Source organism: Kitasatospora sp. NPDC051170, from assembly GCF_044455705.1.
GTDB lineage: Bacteria > Actinomycetota > Actinomycetes > Streptomycetales > Streptomycetaceae > Kitasatospora.
In genome coordinates, this window is record NZ_JBITFA010000008.1 from 97,151 (window position 1) to 118,164 (window position 21,014).

Here is a 21,014-nt window from a genome sequence, read left to right on the forward strand (position 1 = left end):
AGGCCGGAGCAAGCCGGAACAGCCCGAGCAGGCCCGAGCAGGGTCGGGCGGCGGTCACGCCTCGCCGCCCGATCCGGCGTGCGCCTCAGTGGAAGCCCACCACCGACGCCTGGGCCGCGCGGGCGAGTTCGCGGCGGGCGCCCGCTCGGGTGGGCTGGGGTCCGGGCGGGGGGATCGGCGGACGGAACGTCACCTCGGCGACGAGCCCGCGGACGGCGACCACCCGGGCGAGGGAGGTGAGCAGCCCGTCGTCCCCGATGAAGGCCGCGGCGTTGGTGGGCGTGCCGTCCTCCAGCCGGTAGCGGATCGTCACCGGCTGGACGACGGCTCCCGCGTCCACCACGGCCTGGAACAGCGCCGGGCGGAAGCGACCGCTCTCCCGGCCGCACCAGGTCGACCCCTCGGGGAAGACGATCAGCGGACGCCCGGAGCGCAGCACCGCGGCCACCGCCGCCACGGTGTCGGGCAGGGTCCGCAGCCGGTCCCGGTCGAGGAAGACGGTGCCGCCCCACGCGACCAGGTGCCCGAGCACCGGCCACCTGCGCACCTCGGTCTTGGCGAGGGAGCGCCCCGGCCGCCCGACCGCGAGCAGCGGGATGTCCAGCCAGGACACGTGGTTGGCGACCACCAGGGCCCCGCCGCTGCCGCCCGACCCGCTGAGCCGCACGGTGACCCCGAGGCTGCGCAGCAGCACGCGGGCCCACAGTCGGGTGAGTGGCGTCCGGGCCGCGTACGGCAGCAGCTTCACCGGCACGCTCAGCGCGACGCCCGCCAGGACGACCGCCACGCAGGAGGCCAGCCGCAGGACCCGCAGGGGGTGCGGCACCGCCGGAGCCCGCTCGCCGAGGCAGGTCTCCGGACGGCAGGGTGCGGTCGGCAGCCAGACGCTCACGGGACCGAGGGGGCCGCAGGGGCGGAGGAGCCGGAGGTGGCGGACGTGCCGGAGGTGCCGGACGTGCCGGAGGGCTGCGTCTGGGCCGCGCCGGACAGGAAGTGCCGCAGGTAGCGCGGGTCGGTGCGCTTCAGCGACAGCAGCACGTACAGGTCGGCGCAGCCGAAGTCCGGGTCGTAGGCGGGCTCGCCGCAGACCCAGGCCCCGAGCCGCAGGTAGCCGCGCAGCAGGGCGGGCAGCGCGCCGCGCTCGGCGCGCGGCACCCCGGTGGCGTCCCAGCGGCGGTGCGGGGTGACGCGGTACTCGTCGGGGGCGAGGTGCTTGGCGCTGACGGTGTCCCAGACGCGGGCCGCCTCGGCGCCGCCGTCGGCGAGGTCGATGGAGCAGCAGCCGCCGACCCAGGTGTTGCCGGTGTCGACCAGGTAGCGGGCGATGCCGCCCCACATCAGGTTGATGACGGCGCCGTTGCCCCGGTGGTCGGGGTGGATGCAGGAGCGGCCGACCTCGACCAGGTCCGGGCGGACCGGGGCGAGGGCGGAGAGGTCGAACTCCCCGTCGGAGTAGAGCCGTCCGGCCCGCCGCGCGGCCTCCGGGCGCAGCAGCCGGTAGGTGCCGACCACCTCGCCGGTCTCCTGCTCGCGGACCAGCAGGTGGTCGCAGAACTCGTCGAAGGGGTCGATGTCGAGCCCGGAGAGCGGGCTGTTCAGGACGGCGCCGAGCTCGGCGGCGAAGACGCGGTGGCGCAGGCGCTGGGCGGCGCGGACGTCGTCCTCGTCGCGGGCGAGGGAGACGGTGTAGCCGGCCGGGGCGGGCTGGTGGCGCTGGGCCGGCACGGCCGGGACAGCCGGGACAGCCGGGGTCTCGTGGGTGGGGGCTACTGCGGTCGGAGCGTACGTGGGGACGGTGGTCATGGCGGACCCTCCAGGGCAGCACGATCGGCGGTGCCGTGGTCTCCCCAGGCACCGTCCCGGCTCGCAGGTGTCGGGCAGGGTCGCGAACCGGTCCCCGTATGAATGTCCGAGCCGGTTGGCATCCACGTTGCGGCGCGGAGGAGCGCAGATGTGCAACTGCTGAATGGGACCACCCGTGGCCCGTAGGTCATCTCCCGGGCACCGGACGGCCGTTCGACATGGGTGGACAACGGGGGCGCGCACCTGTCATGCACGCCCCCGCGCAGCCCGTCGAGCCCCCCGAGGGGAGGCTCAGCCCGCGTGCCACCCCTGCGGATCGATCCCGCCGGGGACGACCGCGGCCGGCCCGTACGGCTCACGGGTGAAGACGAACGAGCCGACGTCCAGGTGGCTGACCGCGCCGTCCGTGCCCCGGACGACCCTCAGCGTCTCGCCCGCGTAGTACCCCTCCAGCCCGAGCCAGGTGCCGTCCGCCTGCGGCTCGAAGCGCGACTCCCGGCGCCCGCCGCCGAGCGGGCCGAGCTCCAGGAGGCGCCCGGCGCGCAGCCGCAGGGCCTGCGGTGCGGCGCCCCAGTACCAGGGCCCGGTGAGCGCCAGCAGCTCGTCGTCCGCGTCCGCCGCCGGCAGCGGGCGCCAGGGCTCGGGCAGCGCCGGCTCGTGCGTGGCGACGAGGTCGATCAGCTCGGCCGCCACCCGCGGGGTGTCGACGGTGGTGGCGTTGGACAGGGCGTACGCGGCCAGGCCGTCCGCCGCGCTGACCCACAGGCCCGCCGTGAAGCCGGGCATGGAGCCGGAGTGCCCGTACAGGGTGCGGCCCTGGTGGCGGATCAGCGCCAGGCCCAGCCCGTACGCTGAGGTCCACTGCTCGTCCTCGGGGGCGACGGCCGGGCGGCGCATCTCGGCGAGGGTGGCGGAGGAGAGCACCTTGTCGTCGCCGGCGGCGAGGAAGGCCGCCCAGCGGGCCAGGTCGGCGCCGGTGGACCAGAGCTGGCCGGCCGGGGCCATCCGCCCGGTGTCGGTGAGCGGCTCGGGGAGCATGACATCGGCCCACGGGTGGACGGCGAAGCCGCCCGCGTGCGGGGCCTGCGGCAGCAGGCTGGTGCGGTCCATGCCCAGTGGCTCCAGGACCTCGCGCCGCAGCACCTCGCCCCAGGGCTCGCCGCGCAGCTGCTCGACGAGGGCGCCGAGCAGCGCGAAGCCGGGGTTGGAGTAGTGGTGCCGCCGCCCGGCCGGGTGCTTGAGCGGGCGCTCGGCCTCCAGCAGGTCGCCGAGCCCGGGGCGCAGCGAGCCCTCCGTGCGCTCCCACCAGGGCCCGGGCGTCTCGGCGGTGAGCCCGGAGGAGTGCGAGAGCAACTGGGCGACGGTGGCCCCGTCGGCGGGGGTGCCGGGCAGGTGGCGGCCCAGCGGGTCGGCCAGGTCGAGCAGGCCCTCGTCGCGCAGCCGCAGGACCAGCACGGCCACGAAGGTCTTGGTGATCGAGCCGATGCGGTACTGGACGTCGGGGGTCGGCGCGTGCCCGTCGATCATGCTGCGGGCGCCGCTCCAGACCGGCCGCCCGCCCCGCAGGAGGCCGGCGACCAGGGAGGGGGTGCGGCCCTCGGACTGGGCGACGGCGATCCGGTGCAGCAGCGCGCGCTGGGTGGCGGGGAGCAGCTCGGCGGGCAGGTCGGTCTGATGATCGAAGTTCGGCATGCCGGCGACAGTAGCCGAGCCCACATCCCGGCCTCAGCGAATATCCGGCGCCCCGGCCGCGGCGAATGGACCGAGCCCGGGCCTCAGCGAACAGACCGAGCCCCGGCCTCAGCGAATGGACCGAGCCCGGGCCCCGGCGAACGAGCTCAGCGGATGAACAGCCGGCGAACGAACTCCCCGGGCCCCCGGCCCGGCAGCTCCGGCAGTTCGGGCCGGTACACCCACGCCTCGAACAGCGCCTCCAGCGGTTCCCGCGACGCCCCGGCGTACCGGGCGGTGTGCGTGACCAGGTCCTCGGTGGAGACCACGCCGTGCCGGTTCACGGCCGTCCAGTCCCGCAGCATCGCGAAGAAGGCGTCGTCGCCGAGGAGGTGGCGCAGCGCGTGCACCACCAGGCCCCCGCGCTGGTACAGCCGGTCGTCGAACATGAGCTTGCGCCCCGGGTCGCCGAGCCGCAGGTCCTGCGGCAGCGAGGCGAGCAGGGAGTGCGCGGCCGCCGCGTGGGTGGCCGCGGACGGGCCGCCGGCGTGCTCGGACCAGAGCCACTCCGCGTACTTGGCGAAGCCCTCGTTGAGCCAGATGTGCCGCCAGTTCGCGATGGTCACGCTGTTGCCGAACCACTGATGTGCCAGCTCGTGGGCGATCAGCCGCTCGCGCTCCCAGCCGCCGCCCAGGTGGTTGGTGCCGAAGGTGGCGACGCCCTGCGCCTCCACCGGTACGTCCAGCTCCTCGTCGGCGACGACCACCGTGTACTCGCCGAACGGGTACGGCCCGAAGACCCGGCCGAAGTACTCCGTCATCTCCGGCTGCCGGGCGAAGTCCCGCGCGAAGTCGGCCGTCAGCCGCTCCGGCGCGTACCCGGTCTGCGGCACGGCGGGGCGCGCGGCCAGCGGCACCGGACGGTACGGCCCGATGGAGACCGTCACCAGGTACGGCGAGGTCGGCGCGCTCTGCTCGTACACCCAGGTGGTGCTGGAGGCCCGGGTCGTACGGGTCAGCAGCCGCCCGCTCGCGACCACGGTGAACGGCGAGGGCGTGGTCACCGCTATCTGGTACGTGGCCTTGTCGGCCGGCCGGTCGTTGCACGGGTACCAGGACGGCGCGCCGATCGGCTGGCTGGCCACCAGCGCGCCCTCCTCCAGCTCCTCCCAGCCCACGCCGCCCCAGGGGCTGCGCACCGGGCGCGGGTTGCCGGTGTAGTGCACCTCGACGGTGAAGGCCGCCCCCGCGGCCAGCGTCCGGGCGGGGCGGATGCGCAGCTTGCCGCCGCGGTGGGTGTACTTCGCGGCCTTGCCGTCGACCAGCACCCGGCCGATGCGGAACTCGGCGAGGTCCAGGGCGAAGGAGTCCAGCGCCGTGTCGGCGACCGCGCTGAGCCGGGCCGACCCGGCCAGCCGGTTGGGGCCGGGCCGGTAGTCCAGGGCGAGCTCGTACCGGTGCACCCGGAAGCGGTGGTCGCCGCTGTCGGGGAAGTACGGGTCCGGGGCGCCGGCGACGGCCGGGAGGTGCTTGGGCTTCACGGGGGCGTGCACTTCCTGGGGGCCGGCGCTCGCGGGGCCGGGACGGGTGGTCACGACGTGGTCTGCCACGCCTCGATGGGGTTGCCCAGCCACCGCGTGTCGGCGGGGACGGACTCGGCGCGCATCACCAGCGAGGCCGGGCCCAGGGTGCTGCGCGCGCCGACCGTGCTGCCGGGCAGCACGATCCCGCCCGGGCCCAGGGTGGCGCCCTCGCGGAGGACCACAGTATCCATCCGCATGATCCGGTCGTGGAAGAGGTGGGTCTGCACGACGCAGCCACGGTTGATGGTCGCGCCGTCACCGAGGGTGACCAGGTCGGCCTCCGGCAGCCAGTAGCTCTCGCACCACACGCCCTGGCCGACCTTGGCGCCGAGGGAGCGCAGCCACAGGTTCAGCACCGGCGTGCCCGGCACCGAGCCGACCAGCCACGGCACGGCCAGCACCTCGACGAAGGTGTCCGCCAGCTCGTTGCGCCACACGAAACCGCTCCACAGCGGGTGCTCCACCGCCCGGAACCGCCCGACCAGCAGCCACTTCGCCGCCACCGCGACCAGGCAGGCCACGGCGCCCGCCGCCAGCAGCACCAGGCCCGACAGGGCCGCGGCCAGCAGCGGGGAGGTGTCGGTGAGCCAGGTCAGCGCCGCCGCCGTCAGCAGGCCCAGGGCCCCCGAGGCGACCACGGGCAGCACCCGCGCGACCTCGACCAGCCCGCGCGCCCACAGCAGCCGCGCCGGGGGCTCGTAGGTGAGGCTCTGGTCGGCCTCGTCGGCCGAGCGCGGCAGCCGCACCGGGGGCATGCCCAGGTACGAGCCGCCCTTCTTCGCCTTCGCCGGCGTCGCCGACAGCACGCCCACCAGGCCCCGCTTGGGCACCGAGCGGCCCGGCGCCGTCATCCCCGAGTTGCCGAGGAACGCCCGCTCGCCCACCTTCGCCTCGCCCAGGCGCAGCCAGCCGCCGCCCAGCTCGTACGGGGCCATCAGCGTGTCGTCCGCCAGGAACGCGCCGTCACCGACCGTGGTCAGGCTCGGCAGCGCCAGCACCGTGGAGACCTCCGCGTGCCGGCCGACCCGCATCCCCAGCGCCCGCAGCCACAGCGGGGTGACCAGCCCCGCGTACAGCGGGAACAGCACCTCCCGGGCCTGGTCCATCAGCTGGGTCACCGTCCACGCCTGCCAGCCGACCCGCCCGTGCAGCGGGTGCACGCCCGGCGTCAGCCCGCGGCTCAGCAGCCGTACCAGCGCCACCAGCTGCGCGGCGTACACCGCGCCGTAGGCCAGGGTGGCGGGCAGCAGGCCCAGCATCGCGCCGCCCAGCGCCCCGCCGAGGTCCGTGCCCTGCTCGACGAAGCGGGAGAGCACCACCAGCGCGGCGACGGCCGGCAGCACCGGCAGCGCGGCCAGCACCGCGCCGCCGACGCCGTACATCGCGGCCCAGTGGGCCTTTCGCTGCGGGCGGGACTTCGGCCAGGTCCGCTCGGCGCGGCCCAGCTTGACGGCGGGCGCGCCGCCCCAGCGCTGGCCGGTCGGCACCTGGCCGAGGACGCTGGAGCCCGGCAGTACCTGGGCGCGCTTGCCGACCCTGGCGCCGGGCAGCAGCGTCGAGCGGGTGCCGACGGTCGCGCCGGAGCCGACCTTCACGGAGCCGACCTCCAGCAGGTCGCCGTCCAGCCAGTAACCGCACAGGTCCACCTCGGCCTCGACGGCGCAGCCCCGGCCCAGCTTGAGCATGCCGGTGACCGGCGGCAGCGAGTGCAGGTCCACCTCGGGGGCCACCTTGCAGCCCAGCGCCCGCGCGTAACGGGTCAGCCAGGCGCCGGACAGACCGGTCGCGCCGGTCAGCTCGGCCAGCCGCTCGGCCGTCCACAGCCTCAGGTGCACCGAGCCGCCGCGCGGGTGGGTGCCCGGGCGAAGGTCCCGCAGCAGCAGCCGCGCCCCGCCCGCCGCGACGGCCAGCCGGCCGGCCGGGGTGTACAGGGCGAGCGCGCCCGCGCCGACCCACCACCAGGAGGCGGTGGGCGCCCACGGGAAGTCGCCCAGGTGGGTGAGCAGGTTGCCCGCGGCCAGCAGGGCGACCGTCCAGCGCAGGCCCACCACGGTGAACAGCGGGATCAGCAGCAGCAGCTGCAGCAGCTTGGCCCTGGTCGGCACCAGGGTGATCGTGCGCGCCTCGCCGCTCTCGGCGGCGGTGCTCTCCAGGTGCCGGGCGAGCTTGCGCAGCGTCGGGTGCTGGTAGACGTCCAGCACGGAGGCGTTGGGGTAGCGCGAGCGCAGCAGGGTGGTCAGCCGGGCGGCGGCCAGGCTGCCGCCGCCGACGGCGAAGAAGTCGTCGCGGGCGCCGGAGACCTGCACGCCGAGGATCTCGGACCACTGCTCGGCCAGCCACGCCTCGGTGCCGTACAGCTGCTCGGACGGGCCGGCGCTCTCCAGCTCCGGCAGAGGCCAGGGCAGGGCGGCCCGGTCGACCTTGCCCGAGGTGCGGGTGGGCAGGGTGTCCACGGGCGCGAGCAGCGGCACCAGGGCGGCGGGCAGCTCGGCGCGCAGCCGCTCCACGGCCAGCTCCCGGTCGAAGCCCTCCTGGATCACCAGGTAGCCGACCAGCAGCTGGTTGCCGCCGCGCGCGGTGCGCACGGCCGCCGCCGCGCCGGCCACGCCGGGCAGCGCCTGCAGGGCCGCGTCGACCTCGCCCAGCTCGATGCGGCGCCCGCCGAGCTTGATCTGCTCGTCGGTGCGGCCCAGGAACAGCAGGCCCTGCGGGTCGGCCTCGACGAGGTCGCCGCTGCGGTAGGCGCGCTCCCAGCCCAGCGAGGGCAGCGGCGCGTACTTCTCGGCGTCCTTCTCCGGGTCCAGGTAGCGGGCCATGCCGACGCCGCCGATCACCAGTTGCCCGGTGCCGCCGGGGGCCACGGGCACGCCCGCCTCGTCGACCACGGCGAGGTCCCAGCCGTCCAGCGGCAGGCCGATGCGCACCGGGCCCTCGCCGGTCAGCAGCGCCGCGCAGGCGACGACGGTCGCCTCGGTGGGGCCGTAGGTGTTCCACACCTCGCGGCCCTCGGTGACCAGGCGCTGCACCAGCTCGGGCGGGCACGCCTCGCCGCCGAAGATCAGCAGCCGGACTTCGTTGAGCGCCTCGGCCGGCCACAGCGCGGCCAGGGTGGGCACGGTGGAGACCACGGTGATCTCCTGCTCGGCCAGCCACGGGCCCAGGTCGGCGCCGCTGCGCACCTGGGAGCGGGGCACGGGCACCAGGCAGGCGCCGTGGCGCCAGGCCAGCCACATCTCCTCGCAGGAGGCGTCGAAGGCCACGGACAGCCCGGCCATCACGCGGTCGCCGGGGCCGATCGGCTCCTCCTGGAGGAAGAGCGCGGCCTCGGCGTCCACGAAGGCGGCGGCGTTGCGGTGGGTGACCGCGACGCCCTTGGGCTTGCCGGTGGAGCCGGAGGTGAAGATGATCCACGCGTCGTCGGCCGGGGTGGGGCGGCGTTCCAGGGCGGGGGCGCGCTCGCCGGTGACGGTCAGGGCGCGCTCGGCGCCGAGCACGGCGGCCACGGCGGCCTCGCCGAAGACCAGCTGGGCGCGCTCGTCCGGGTCCTCCGCGTCGACGGGGACGTAGGCGGCGCCGGCGGCGATCACGCCCAGGATGGACACGTACAGGTCGTTGGTGCCGGAGGGCACCCGCACGCCCACCCGGTCGCCGGCGCCGATCCCGGCGGCGGCCAGGCGGCGGCGCAGCTGATCGACCTCGGCGGCGAGGGCCCGGTAGCTGAGCACGGTGCGCCCGTCGTCCAGGGCCGGCTCGTCGCCGTGGGCGCGTACGGTGGCGTCCAGGACGTCCACCAGGGTGCGCGGCTCGGCGGCCGGGCGGCCCCGGAAGAGGGCCTGTTTCGGCGCGGTTTGTTCGGCCTGCGCGGCCTGCGGCGCGGCCTGCGCTGCGCCGTGCGGCTCGGTGCTCGCGGTGCTCTCGTGCGTCTGACTCGGTTCGGTGGTCATGGCGGTCCGTGTACTCCTCGTCCTCGCCCCGTCCCGATCGATGCCCGGCCCTTGGGGGCAGTGGGAGCACTCGCCGGACCGGGTGACCCCACTCCGGGGCCGGAGCGGACAACCCGACCGATGGTAGACCCGTACGGCCGTGGTTGCGGAGGGTGACACTCGGCCCAACTAGGCCTTCGGTGGCCGAATCTGACGCCTCATCAGCTCACAACTGACGCCTGTTCTCCCGACGGTGACGGTGAGTCAGTCGAATTGACGGATCGTCAGGCCGATTTTCCGATCGTGACCCACGCCACAGGGAATGGTGCTCCCTTCGGGTGGCGGGCCGGGTTACCGGTCGGTAGACCCGGCCCGCCGGGCCGTCACGGACGGTCAGCGGAAGTGGTGCAGGTGCTCGCCGAGGAAGGCTTCCAGGGTACGCGGGGCCCGTCCGGTCAGGCGGGTGAAGGCGTCGTCGGGCTTCTCCTCACGGAGCGTGGCCAGCTGCTGGATCTCCACCACGTGGGCGGCCAGCCAGTCGGGCATCCCGGCGCGCCCGACCAGATGGGCGTGGAACTCGGACGGGGTCAGCTCCAGGTGCCGCACGGGGTGTCCCAGCAGGTCCCTCAGCAGGTCGGCGAGCTCCTGGTGGCTGTACGGCCGGGGGCCGGTGAGCGGCACCGTGGCGCCGGCCATCTCCGGGCGGGTCAGCACCGCGGCCGCCGCCTCGCCGACGTCGCGGACGTCCACGTAGTTGCACCGCGCCCGCTTCATCGCGCCGGGCAGCACCCCGGCGGCGATCGCCGGCGCTTGCAGGAGCAGCTTCTGCATGAAGGCGTACGGCCGCAGGACGGTGGTCCGGATGCCGGAGTCGCGCAGTTGCTCCTCGATGAAGTGGTGGCCGCGCGAGACGGCGACGGGGGAGTCAGGCTCGGCGGCGGGGGCCGAGACCTTGACGATGTGCTCCACCCCGCAGACGAGCGCGGCCTCGACGGCGTTCAGCTCGTACTGCACCTGCCGGGGCCCGTTGGCCATGGTGAGCAGGAGCTGCTTCGCGCCCCGGAAGGCTTCCCGGAGCGAGGCCGGGTCGGCGGCGTCGGCCGCGACGGGCTGGGCGAGGGCGGGCGCGGGATCGTCCGGTGCGGAACCGACCAGCGCGGAGCCGTTCAGCGCGGCGGCCAGGCGGGCGGGGTCGCGGCTCAGGGCCCGGGTGGGCACGCCGAGGGCGGAGAGGCTGCGCAGGGTGGCGCCTCCGGTGGCGCCGGTGGCGCCCATGACGACGATCATGCGTTCTGCCTTTCGGGGAGGGGTGCGGTGGTGGTGCCGGGGGTCCGGCGGCTGCCGCGCCAGCGCCAGGTGACGATGGTGGCGGCGATCGCGGAGGAGAGCGGGAGGTCGACGGGCAGGCGGCGGGGCCAGGGGTTGTCGGCCAGGTGCGGGAGGTGCGGGAGCCAGTGCGCGGCCGCGAGTCCGGCGGCCAGGCCGAGTGCGGCGGCGGTCAGCCCGAGGAGGGCGGCGGCCAGGGCGCGCGGGGTGCGCGGTGGCCGGGTGCGGGCGGGGCGGCGGCGCAGCAGGGCGCCGAGGGTGGCGGCCACCAGGGCGGAGGTGCCGCCGATGGTGGTCAGGGCGGCGGCGACCAGTTCGGGCTGCCGGGTGATCGCCCCGCCCGCGCCCGCCATGAGGGCGGGCATGGCGTAGGCGGCCAGGACCTCGCGCCACAGGACGAAGGGCGGGGGAGCGCCGGGGGCCTTGGTGCTCATGCGGTGTCCTCTCGGGATGTGCTTAGGTGGCTAAGTATTTGTGCTTAGGCAGCTAACTATGAGGGCCGAGGGGAGGCGGGCCGCCGGCGTGGGGCGGCCCGCCTCGGGGTGTTCCGGTCAGTCGGCGGTCAGGGCGTCGATGCCCGCGACCACCCGGCCCAGGAGGTCCAGGAAGGTCGCGCGCTCCTCGACGGAGAGCCCGTCGACCATGGCCTGCATCCGGGCGAAGTGCTCGGGGGCCAGCTCGCGCAGCCGGTCCGCGCCACGGGCGGTGAGGATCACCACGTTGCCCCGGCCGTCCTCGGTGGACGGCCTGCGGGCCACCAGGCCCTTCCGCTCCAGCCCGTCGACCAGGCCCGTCACCGTCGCCCGGGAGACGCCCAGGCTCGTGGCCAGCTGGGAGGGCGACTTCTCGCCGCCGTGGTCCTCCAGGTCGGCGAGGAGCCGGTAGCGGCCGGTGGAGAGCCCGAAGCGTCCGAAGTGCACCTCCCCGGCCTGGCCGACCCTGGCGCCCGCGGCCATCAGCCGGGCGGCGACCAGGACGGCCTGCGGATCGGCCGACAGGCCGTAGCGGGCGATCTGGCGGCGGGCCTGGTCGAGGCTGGGGGAGGCCGGTTCGGGGGTCGGGTGCTCGTTCACGGATCTAATATGGTACCTAATCAGATCCGCGGTCAAGTCGCCCGGACGCCTGGGGCGCGCTCATGCGGCGCGCGGGGCGATCCGGGGCGGCGTCCAGTCGGCGTGCCGCAGCACGGTGCGCATCATCGCGCCGGGCGGGGTGAGCCGGATCGCGGCGTTGCGCAGCCCGACCGCGAGCGGGTTGGTGAGCTGCTGGCCCATCCGTCCCGCCCGGCGGGCGTCGCGGGCCACGGTCTGGCTGCGCGGGCGGCGCGCCGCGTCGTAGCGGGCGAGCGCGCCCTCGACGGTGGGGCCGGCGGCGACGGCCGCCGCGAGGGTGACGGCGTCCTCCAGCGCCTGGCAGGCGCCCTGGCCGAGGAAGGGCGTCATCGCGTGCGCGGCGTCGCCGAGCAGGGCGACCCGGCCGGCCGCGTAGGAGGGCAGCGGGGTGGCCAGCTCGTGGATGTCGTGGTGCAGCACCGCCCGCGGGTCGGTGGCGGCGAGCAGTGCCGGGATCGGCTCGTGCCAGCGGGCGAAGCGGCGGCGCATCTCGGACAGCGGGTCCCGGTGGCGGACCCCGGCGGGGGCGGTGAGGACGGCGTGCCACTCGGCCCGGCCGTCGGGGAAGGCGATGTGGCCGAACTCGGCGCCGTGGCCCCAGGTCAGCTCGAAGTCGGTGCGCAGGCCCTCGACGGGGTGCTCGGTGATCGCGCGCAGGACGGTCGAGCCGCTGTAGACCGGCCCGGGGTGGGCGGGGAAGAGGGTGCGGCGGACGCGGCTGTGGATGCCGTCGGCCGCCACGAGGAGATCGGCCTCGAGCGCGGTGCCGCCGTGGTGGACCAGCGGCCGGCCGGGGGCACCGCCGACCTCCGTCGCCTCCGCGCCGACCACCAGGGAGCCGGCGGGCAGCGCCTCGCGCAGGATGCGGTGGAGCTCCGCGCGGGGGATGCCGACGATCGGCGCGCCCAGCTCGCGCTCCAGCGCCCGCCCGTCCATCCGGGCCAGCCGCCGCCCGTCGGGGGTGCGGGTGCCGCCGGTGTACTGGCGCCGGGCGGCCGCCTCGATCCGCTCGCCCACCCCGAGGGCCTGGAGGGCGCGCATCCCGTTGGCGGCGAGCGAGATGCCGGCGCCCGCGTCGTCCAGGACGGCGGCCCGCTCCAGCACGGTCACCTCCCACCCGGCCAGCCGCAGCCCGATCGCCGCCGCCAGCCCGCCGATGCCGCCCCCGACCACCACCGCGTTCCTGCCGCTCATGACCGGTCCTTCCCCTCGTCCTCGCCGGATCTTCTACAGCTGTAGAAGGAGCGTACCGCTCGCTTACGGGGCCCGGGTGGGTCGGGGCTACAGACCCGCCCTGTTCAGCAGCCGCTCCATGTGCTCGCCCGGAAGGAACGGTGAGGCGCCGGCGGCTTCCGCCACGCGCTCCGAGGGGTCGGCGAGGAGGCGGAGCAGGGACGGGTGCGGGAGGTTGCGATGGGGCGCGACCGCGCGGCGGACGCGCTCCTCGGGGTCGGCGGCCGGCTTCTCGGCGAGTTCCGGGGGCGGATCCGGATCGCGGGGCGGGGGAGCCGGTTCAGGGGGCCGTCGTGGGGACGAGGTGGTCGAGGCCCTGCGCGCTGGCCGTCGCGGCCTCGGCCGAGCGGGGCAGCATGACGCTCTCGTAGGCGCGGACGGCGGCGTCGATGGTGGATTCGGTGAGGAGGGCGTGGGCGAGGTCGGCGCCGTCGAGCATGGCGAGGTTGGCGCCGAGCCCCACCGGGGGCATCAGGTGCGCGGCGTCGCCGAGCAGGGTGACGCCGGGGACGTGCTCCCAGGTGTGGGGCGCGGGCAGGACGAACAGGGACCGGTTGACGAAGCCGGTGTCGCCGTTGCGCAGGAGGTAGCGCAGGCTTTCGTCCCAGCCGTCGAACATCCTGAGGAGCTGCGTCCGTACGGCCCGGTGGTCGTCGAGGTCGACGCCGGCGGTCGCGTGCCAGTCCTGCGGCTCGCGGAGGGCGATGTAGGCGCGGATGTGGCCGTTGCTGTTGCGCTGGGCGACCAGGGACCTGCCGGCGCCCTTCGCCAGCATCGATCCGTTGCCGACCAGGCGGGCGAGGTCGGGATGGCGGGTGTCGCAGTGGTCGAAGCCGGTCTCGAGGAAGGTGACACCGGTGTAGCGGGGTGCGGCGGGCGACAGGGCCGGGCGGACGCGTGACCAGGCGCCGTCGGCGCCGACCACCAGGTCGAAGTCCTCGGTGCCGCCGTCGGCGAGGAGGAGGCGGCAGGTGCCGTCCGGCAGTGGGGTGACCCCGGCGACGGCGCGGTCCCACCGGACCGTGCCGTCGGTGAGCGAGTCCAGGAGCAGGCCGCGCAGTTGGCCTCGGTCGATCTCCGGGCGGGTGTCGGAGGAGGGCGGCCCCTGATGGGTCGACGGGGCGGCGGTGGCGAAGTCGAGGACGCGCCACTCGTCGCCCTCGGGGCGGGCGAGGTCGTGGAACCGGTCGAGGAGCCCCGCCGCTGCGAGGGCGGCCTGGCCGGTGTCGGCGTGCAGGTCGAGGGTGCCGCCCTGGGGGCGGGCGTCGGCGGATTCCTCGCGTTCGAAGACGGTGACGGTGACGGTGCGGCCGTGGCGCTGGAGGACCCGGGCGCAGGTGAGGCCGCCGAGGCCGGCGCCGACGATCGCGATGCGGGGGGCATGGGCAGGGGGGTTCATGGGATTGCTCCTCGGGGGTCGGTGGCTAGCTGGGCACAACGAAAGCACAGTCGCTAAATAAGTGCAACGACTCAACTTTCGTAGTGAGTGCAGTTCGAGGTACTGTGGGCGAGTGACCGAAGCGATGGGGCGCCGTGAGCGCAAGAAGGCCCAGACCCGGCAGGCCCTGGCCGACGCCGCACTCGAGCTCTTCCTCGAACGCGGCTACGACCAGGTGGGTGTCAAGGACGTCGCCGACGCCGCGGACGTCTCGGTGACGACCCTGTTCAAGCACTTCTCGGGCAAGGAGGCGCTGGTCTTCGACCAGGACGACGATCTGGAGGCGGCCCTCGTCGCGGCCGTGCGCGAGCGGCCCCCGGGGCGGTCGATCCCGCAGGCGCTGCGCGAGCACCTGCTGCTGAGCCAGACCCAACTCGCCGTCCACGCCGCCGATCCACGGTTCGCCGACTTCGCGCGCATGGTGCAGGAGACCCCCGTGCTGCGGGACTACGCCCAGCGGATGTGGACGCGCTACGAAACGGCCCTGGCCAGGGCCATCGCCGAGGATGTCGGTGCGCCCGAGGACGACGTCAGCTGCGCCGCGTTGGCCCGATTCGCGCTGGAGTCCCGCGGCCTGATCCTGGGGCACGCCGAACCGCGCCGGGCCGCCGAGGAGGTCTTCGCGCTGCTCGAACACGGCTGGGCGGCCTCCCCTCCGGGAAACTGACACCGGCCTGCGATGCCGGCAGTACGCTGCGGGTCGGGTCGAGCGGACGGCTGGTGGGGTGGAGTGGTGAGTGCTGTGGGTGACGACGTCGGCCTGAACGGGAATCGGCCGTGACCCCGTCGTTCCGGCCCTGGCGTGGCCGGCGCGAGGAACGGCAGCCGTCCACTGTCCAGGTCCGTGCGTCGGGCGAGGGATCGCTCGGCGCCGGGCGCGACATCAATCTGACGATCAATCAACAGCCGCCTGCGCGAGAAGAATTGGCGCAGCCCCCGGTGCGGGTCGGCGCGGTACCGCCGACGGCCACCGCGTTCCAGCCTCGCGAGGACCTGCGGGAGCTGATCGACCGGGAGCGGGAGCAGCACACGACCGTGGTGCTCACGCAGGTGCTGTCCGGGGGCGGCGGGGTCGGAAAGTCCCAGCTCGCCGCCTCGTACGCCCAACAGGCGCACGCGGAAGGCGTGGACGTGTCGGTCTGGGTGAACGCCGCCGAGACCGCGCAGATCATCGCCGCCTACGCGCAGGCGGCGGCGAAGGCCGAGGTGCCCGGTGCGGACGGGCAGGACGCGGAGCGCGACGCGGCCGCGTTCCTGGACTGGCTCGCCGTCACCGACCGGAGCTGGCTGGTGGTCCTGGACGACCTCAACGACCTTGAGGGAGCCGGGCCCTGGTGGCCCCGCCCGTCGTCGGGGCCGGGCGGAGGCGGGCGGGTGCTGGCCACCACGCGACGCCGGGACGCCCTGGTCTCCGGCGGCGGGCGGGCCGTCGTCGAGATCGGTACGTACTCCGAGGAGGAGGCACTCGGCTACCTGCGTGAGCGCCTGACCGCAGCCGACGCCGCCCACCTCCTCGACCAGAGTGCCGAGGACCTCATCGAGGCGCTCGGCCGGCTGCCGCTGGCCCTCTCCCACGCCGCTGCCTACATGATCAATGAAGGGGTGGGCTGTACCCACTACCTCGGTCTGTTCACCCGCAGCGCCTCAAGCCTGGCGACCCTGCTGCCGACGGGCGCCGACACCGACGGCTACGGCCGCCAGGTCACCGCCTCCCTGCTCCTGGCCCTCGACGCCGCCCAACTGCGCACGCCGATCGGCCTCGCCGCTCCCGCGATCCGCCTCGCCGCGTACCTCGACCCCGCCGGCCACCCCGAGCAGCTCTGGGCCACCCCTGCCGTCACCTACTACCTCACGGCCCACCGCACCCGGTCCAACGCCGCCCCCGTCACCCCCGACGAGGCCCGTGCCGCCGTGCGCCTGCTCCACCACTACGGTCTCCTCACCCACGAGACCCGCGACGGTGACCGCGCGGTGCGCCTGCACGCCCTGACCGCCCGCGCCGCACGGGAAACCACGCCCGACACCGAGACTCCCGCCACCGTCCGCGCCGCAGCCGATGCCCTGCTGGGCATCTGGCCCGAGTTCGAATACACCGCGCCCGGCCTGACCGCCGTCCTTCGGGCCAACACCGATGCCCTCGAAGAACGGGGAGGCGACCTGCTCTGGCGGACCGGCGGCCACGTGGTCCTGTTCGCCTCCGGCACCAGCCTGATGAGCGCCGGCCTGTTCCGCACTGCCATCGCCCGTTGGCACGGCCTCGCAGCCGACGCCGAGCGCTTGCTCGACGATGATCACCGCGACACCCTGACCGCCCGCGCCCAACTCGCCTTCTGCTACTGGAGGGCAGGGCGCACCGATGAGGCGATCGTCATCGAGGAGCGGGTCGTCGCCGATCGTGAGCGCGTGCTAGGCGATGCTCATCCCGACACCCTGAACGCTCGCAACAACCTTGCGGCTTCCTACGAGCAGGCGGGGCGCACCGGAAACGCGATCGAGCTGTTGGAGAGGGTCCTCGAAGAGAGCGAACGTCTGCTCGGCGATCGTCATCCCGATACTTTGAGCGCTCGCAACAACCTCGCGGTCTCCTACGGGCAGGCGGGGCGCAGCGGCGAGGCGATCGATCTCCTGGAACGGGTCATCGTCGATCGTGAGCACGTGCTCGGTGACGGTCATCCCGATACCCTGACCTCCCTCTCCGCCCTCGCCTACTCCTACTGGCAGGTGGGGCGCACCGATCAGGCGATCGTCATCGAGGAAAGGGTCGTCGTCGACCGCGAGCGTGTGCTCGGAGACAGCCATCCCGATACCCTCACCGCCCGCGCCAACCTCGCGGTCTCCTACTGGGAGGTGGGGCGCACCGGTGAGGCGATCGAGCTTCTGGAGGGGGTCCTCGCCGAGAGCGAGCGCGTGCTCGGCAACGACCACCCCCACACCCAGGACGCTGCGGAGGTGCTCCGGGGTTGGCACGCCCCCTGAAGGGTGAAGCAGGGGCCCCGGGCAGGTGGGCGGTAGGGTCGGGGGCATGACTGTTCGCCCGGTACGCCGTAGTTCGCTGGTTGAGGAGGCTGCGGCTGAGCTGCGGCGATCGGTCGGCGGCGGGGAGTGGTCGGCGGCGGGGAGTGGTCGGTGGGGGCGGACCACCTCGCGGGAGGCGGTCCGGGTGCTGACCGCGGATGGGCGGTCGCGGGCGCGGCAGGGGTCGGTGCCGAAGCGCGGTGAGTGATCGGCGGACGGTGTTGGCGGATGCCGCGATCGGGGTGCTCGCGGATGCCGGGGTGCGGGGGCTGACGCACCGGGCGGTGGATGCGGCGGCGGGGCTGCCGGTGGGGACGACCTCGGCCTATCTGCGGACCAGGCAGGCGTTGCTGACGGCGCTGGTGCGGCGCCTGGTGGAGCTGGACCAGGGCGAGCTGCAGGCGGCGGGGGAGCGGGTCTCGATCGGCTCGCCCGCCGAACTCGTCCACGGGATCGCGGAGTTGACCGAGCGGCGGCTCACCGGTGAGGGGCGCCGCCGCTCGCTGGCCCGGTACGCGTGTGCGGTGGAGAGCGTCAGGGACCCGGAGTTGCGGGAGATTCTCGTGCCCCGGGAGAACGCGGGCCGCGCCGCCGTGCGGGTGTTTCTGGCGGACCAGGGCGTGCCCGATCCGGAGGCGCGTACGACCACGCTGCTGGCCTGCGTCGACGGGCTGGTCTTCGACCGCTTGGTGGGCGGGGGCGGGGTGCGGGTGGAGGAGATCGAGGGGCTGGTGGCCGCCGCCCTGAGGACGGGAGCCCCGCGCTGAGGACGGGATCCTAGGCGCCGCGCAGTCGCTGGCCGGCTGACGGAGTCGAGGGGGCTCGACCCCCGGGGAGGGGCGACCGTGGGCCGAGCGCCGATCCGGCGATCCGGCGATCCGTCAAGTCAACGAAGTGTCAAGTCAGTTTATTCACAGAATATTCCGGCCTCCAAATGGAAGACGCCCGGAACATTTACGGTGCTTTGAGGGTCTTCACACGGAGTTCTCAGACTGACAGGCTTGGGCCGCCCTTTCCTACGGAGGAGGTTCCTTGACCCGCATATCCACGCTGGCCGGCGCCGTCACGTGCGCGCTCGCCCTCGTCACCGGCACCGCCGTCGCCGCGTCCGCTGCGCCGATCGACCAGGTGCCGGGCACGGTGGCCGAGGCGAAGGTCGACCCCGTCGCCTGGACCCCGTGCAACCCGGACCCGAGCAAGCCGGACCCAGGTGTCTACGACTGCGCCACTTACCAGGTCCCGCTCGACTACGACGACCCGAACGGTGCGAAGATCGGCATCGCCATGCTGCGGCACCGGGCGAGCGACCCGTCCAAGCGCATCGGCTCGCTGTTCCTCAACCCCGGCGGTCCGGGTGGCAGTGGCTACATGTGGGCGACCACCACCCGTTTCGGCGCCGAGGTGCAGGCGAAGTTCGACCTGGTCGGCTTCGACCCGCGCGGTGTGGCCCGGAGCAACCCGCTCAAGTGCTTCAAGACCCAGGAGGACGCCGACGCGGTCAACAACCGCATGGTCGGTGTCCCGGTCACCAAGGCCGAGATCGACGAGACCCTGGACGCCGATCAGGACTACACGGACGCCTGCAGCAAGAACGCCGGCCCGCTGATCGAGCACATGTCGACCATCAACGTGGTCCGCGACCTCGACCGGATGCGCCGCGCCGTCGGCGACTCCCAGCTGACCTTCGCCGGGTTCTCGTACGGCACGCTCATCGGCGCGACGTACGCCAACATGTACCCGAACAAGGTGCGCGCGATCATCGTCGACGGCAACGTCGACCCCAACCTGCGCCTGCACAACGGCCTGGAGTACGACCGCCAGCGCGCGGGCGGCTTCGAGCTGGCGCTGGCCGAGTTCCTCAAGCGCTGTCAGACCGCCGGCGCCCCGCGCTGCGCCTTCGGCGACGGCGACACCCGTGCCAAGTTCGACGAGCTGCGCGACCACCTGCGCACCAGCCCGGTGACCCTGCCCAGCGGCCAGCAGGTCACGCTGAGCAGCTTCACCAGCGAGGTCGCCGGGGCGCTGTACTCGCAGGCCAAGCTGGCCCCGCTGGCCAAGTCGCTGCAGGCGTCCTACCGGGCGATGAAGCCGGCCCCGGCCGCGCTGCTCGCGCCCAAGGCCACCGCCGCGGACCCGGACGAGGACCTGCTGGCCGTGCCGCTGAAGCACGCGCTGCGCGAGGCCCCCGTGGACTCCGAGTACACCGCCGACGACTCGTACATGGGCGTCAACTGCCAGGACAAGCCGTACCCGTCGAACGACCGCGTCTTCGCCAACGCCGCCAAGGCGTGGGAGAAGGAGTCGCCGACCTTCGGCCGCTACCAGGCGTTCGACGCCCCGGCCTGCGCCAGCTGGCCGGCCCCGGCCCGTGACGCCGAGCGCTTCAAGGGTCCGTGGAACCGGAACACCTCCAACACCGTGATGGTCGTCGGCAACCTGTACGACCCGGCGACGCAGTACAAGTTCGCCGAGCGGATGCAGCAGCAGCTGGGCAACGCGGTGCTGGTCAGCGTCGACTCGATCGAGCACTGCGCGGTCGGCCGCAGCAAGGCCCTGAACGGCCTCGTCACCCGCTACCTGGTGGATGGCACCGCGCCGCAGCCGGGTCAGCTGCTCAAGCCGGACCTGGAGATCTTCCCGGCGGTGTGATGGCCGGTGTGATGACCTGAGAACGGATAGGGATGTGGTGGCCGGCGACGTTGCCGGCCACCACATCCGCGTTTTTGGGGAGAGGAGAGTTCCTTCTCGGAGTTCGCCGACGAATCGGTGGGCACGGAATCGGCGGGAACGGAATCGGTCCCGGTCGCGACGACGACCGGGACCGGGACCAGGAGTAATTCAGGCGAATTCAGGCGGCCTGTTCCGCGGTCGCCTCCAGCAGTCGCCCGTCACGCAGTTCGATCACCCGGTCGGCGAGGCCCATCAGCGTCGGGTCGTGGGTGGCGACCAGGACGGTGACGCCCTCGCTCTCCACCACCGCGCGCAGCAGTTCCATGATGGAGCGGCCGGTCTCGGAGTCCAGCTGGCCGGTGGGCTCGTCCGCGATGATCAGGGCGGGCTCGTTGGCGAGCGCCCGGGCGATGGCCACGCGCTGCTGCTGGCCGCCGGAGAGCTCGCCGGGGCGCTGGTTGGCGTGGTCGGCGAGGCCGACCAGGGCGAGCAGGGTGTGGGCGCGCTCCTCGCGTTCGGCGGGGGAGACCTTGCGCAGCCGCATCGGGACGCCGACGTTCTCGGCGGCGGTGAGCATCGGGATCAGCCCGAAGGACTGGAAGACGAAGCCGATCCGCTCGCGGCGCATGGCCAGCCGGCCGTCCTCGTCGAGGCCGCCGAGGTCGACGCCGTCGAGGGTGATGGTGCCCTCCGTCGGGGCGTCGAGGCCGCCGACGAGGTTGAGCAGGGTGGTCTTGCCCGAGCCGGAGCGGCCCTTGAGCGCGGTGAGTTCACCGCGGCCGATGGCGAAGGAGACGCCGCGCAGGGCGTGTACGGTCCGCTCGCCGGTGCCGAAGCTGCGGCGCAGGTCGGTCACGGTCACCATCGGCGTTCCGGTGGCGTCGTCGGCCTGGTGCTGCGTCATGTGGCGTCCCCCTGTGAAACGTCTCTGACCGGTTCCACGGCCGGGGTGGTGGGGTCGGTTCACGCGTTTCCGTGGAAGTTTCGGAATCGTCGGATTCCGTTTCCGGCGGGGGCGTGGGGGCCGTGGCTTCCGGGTCTGTGTGTAGTGTGCATGGCATATCGGAGGCGACCCCGCGGTGGGACGGCTTCCAATGCAAGGAATTTGCTCATTACTTACTCGATTCGCGCAAGTCCCTTCCGTTCGCGGATCGAATCTGACAGAGTCGTCCGCTATCCGGCGACCGATAGCCGGTGATCTCTGCACTTGATGTGCTCGAAGAGTGTCCAGTGCGGGCCG

General features: G+C 74.1%; 15 protein-coding genes. 4 read left to right on the top strand and 11 right to left on the bottom strand.

The window, feature by feature from the left end:
- Positions 1-85: 85 nt before the first annotated feature.
- The 10 genes from ACIBCA_RS18480 to ACIBCA_RS18525 all read right to left on the bottom strand — a co-directional run bounded on the left by ACIBCA_RS18480 (position 86) and on the right by ACIBCA_RS18525 (position 14,050).
- Positions 86-892 (bottom strand): lysophospholipid acyltransferase family protein, encoded by an 807-nt coding sequence (locus tag ACIBCA_RS18480; protein WP_396283957.1) that lies wholly within the window; start codon positions 890-892, stop codon positions 86-88.
- A complete protein-coding gene (locus ACIBCA_RS18485) occupies positions 889-1,803 on the bottom strand; it encodes a GNAT family N-acetyltransferase (RefSeq protein WP_396283958.1) in 915 nt (304 codons plus the stop codon). The genes ACIBCA_RS18480 and ACIBCA_RS18485 overlap by 4 nt, the downstream gene beginning before the upstream one ends.
- A 291-nt stretch (positions 1,804-2,094) precedes the next feature.
- Positions 2,095-3,495: a serine hydrolase domain-containing protein gene (locus ACIBCA_RS18490; protein WP_396283959.1), complete on the bottom strand. Its 1,401-nt coding sequence runs from the start codon at positions 3,493-3,495 to the stop codon at positions 2,095-2,097.
- Positions 3,496-3,641: 146 nt separating this feature from the next.
- Entirely contained in the window at positions 3,642-5,015 is a 1,374-nt protein-coding gene (locus tag ACIBCA_RS18495) for a M1 family metallopeptidase (protein WP_396284143.1), read from the bottom strand.
- Positions 5,016-5,065: 50 nt separating this feature from the next.
- The gene (locus ACIBCA_RS18500; protein WP_396283960.1) at positions 5,066-9,001 is read right to left on the bottom strand and encodes a Pls/PosA family non-ribosomal peptide synthetase; all 3,936 of its coding nucleotides are present in this window, start codon (positions 8,999-9,001) and stop codon (positions 5,066-5,068) included.
- Positions 9,002-9,373: 372 nt separating this feature from the next.
- Positions 9,374-10,267 (bottom strand): NmrA family NAD(P)-binding protein, encoded by an 894-nt coding sequence (locus tag ACIBCA_RS18505; RefSeq protein ID WP_396283961.1) that lies wholly within the window; start codon positions 10,265-10,267, stop codon positions 9,374-9,376.
- Complete coding sequence (locus tag ACIBCA_RS18510; RefSeq protein WP_396283962.1) at positions 10,264-10,740, bottom strand: hypothetical protein; 477 nt, start codon at positions 10,738-10,740, stop codon at positions 10,264-10,266. Before ACIBCA_RS18510 ends, ACIBCA_RS18505 begins: the two co-directional genes overlap by 4 nt.
- A 117-nt stretch (positions 10,741-10,857) precedes the next feature.
- On the bottom strand, positions 10,858-11,379 hold the full coding sequence (locus ACIBCA_RS18515; RefSeq protein ID WP_396283963.1) for a MarR family winged helix-turn-helix transcriptional regulator: 522 nt from the start codon (positions 11,377-11,379) through the stop codon (positions 10,858-10,860).
- Positions 11,380-11,439: 60 nt separating this feature from the next.
- Positions 11,440-12,612 (bottom strand): FAD-dependent monooxygenase, encoded by a 1,173-nt coding sequence (locus tag ACIBCA_RS18520; RefSeq protein WP_396283964.1) that lies wholly within the window; start codon positions 12,610-12,612, stop codon positions 11,440-11,442.
- Between the two features lie 319 nt (positions 12,613-12,931).
- Complete coding sequence (locus ACIBCA_RS18525; protein ID WP_396283965.1) at positions 12,932-14,050, bottom strand: FAD-dependent oxidoreductase; 1,119 nt, start codon at positions 14,048-14,050, stop codon at positions 12,932-12,934.
- Between the two features lie 124 nt (positions 14,051-14,174).
- On the opposite strand from ACIBCA_RS18525, the gene ACIBCA_RS18530 reads away from it, so the two are divergent.
- The 4 genes from ACIBCA_RS18530 to ACIBCA_RS18545 all read left to right on the top strand — a co-directional run bounded on the left by ACIBCA_RS18530 (position 14,175) and on the right by ACIBCA_RS18545 (position 19,753).
- Entirely contained in the window at positions 14,175-14,756 is a 582-nt protein-coding gene (locus tag ACIBCA_RS18530; RefSeq protein WP_396284144.1) for a TetR/AcrR family transcriptional regulator, read from the top strand.
- 257 nt (positions 14,757-15,013) lie between these two features.
- Entirely contained in the window at positions 15,014-17,065 is a 2,052-nt protein-coding gene (locus ACIBCA_RS18535) for a tetratricopeptide repeat protein (RefSeq protein WP_396283966.1), read from the top strand.
- Between the two features lie 239 nt (positions 17,066-17,304).
- On the top strand, positions 17,305-17,871 hold the full coding sequence (locus tag ACIBCA_RS18540; protein ID WP_396283967.1) for a TetR/AcrR family transcriptional regulator: 567 nt from the start codon (positions 17,305-17,307) through the stop codon (positions 17,869-17,871).
- A 265-nt stretch (positions 17,872-18,136) separates the two neighbouring features.
- Positions 18,137-19,753 (top strand): alpha/beta hydrolase, encoded by a 1,617-nt coding sequence (locus tag ACIBCA_RS18545; protein WP_396283968.1) that lies wholly within the window; start codon positions 18,137-18,139, stop codon positions 19,751-19,753.
- A gap of 199 nt (positions 19,754-19,952) precedes the next feature.
- On the opposite strand, the gene ACIBCA_RS18550 is transcribed toward ACIBCA_RS18545, so the two are convergent.
- On the bottom strand, positions 19,953-20,678 hold the full coding sequence (locus ACIBCA_RS18550; protein ID WP_396283969.1) for an ABC transporter ATP-binding protein: 726 nt from the start codon (positions 20,676-20,678) through the stop codon (positions 19,953-19,955).
- Positions 20,679-21,014 lie beyond the last annotated feature (336 nt).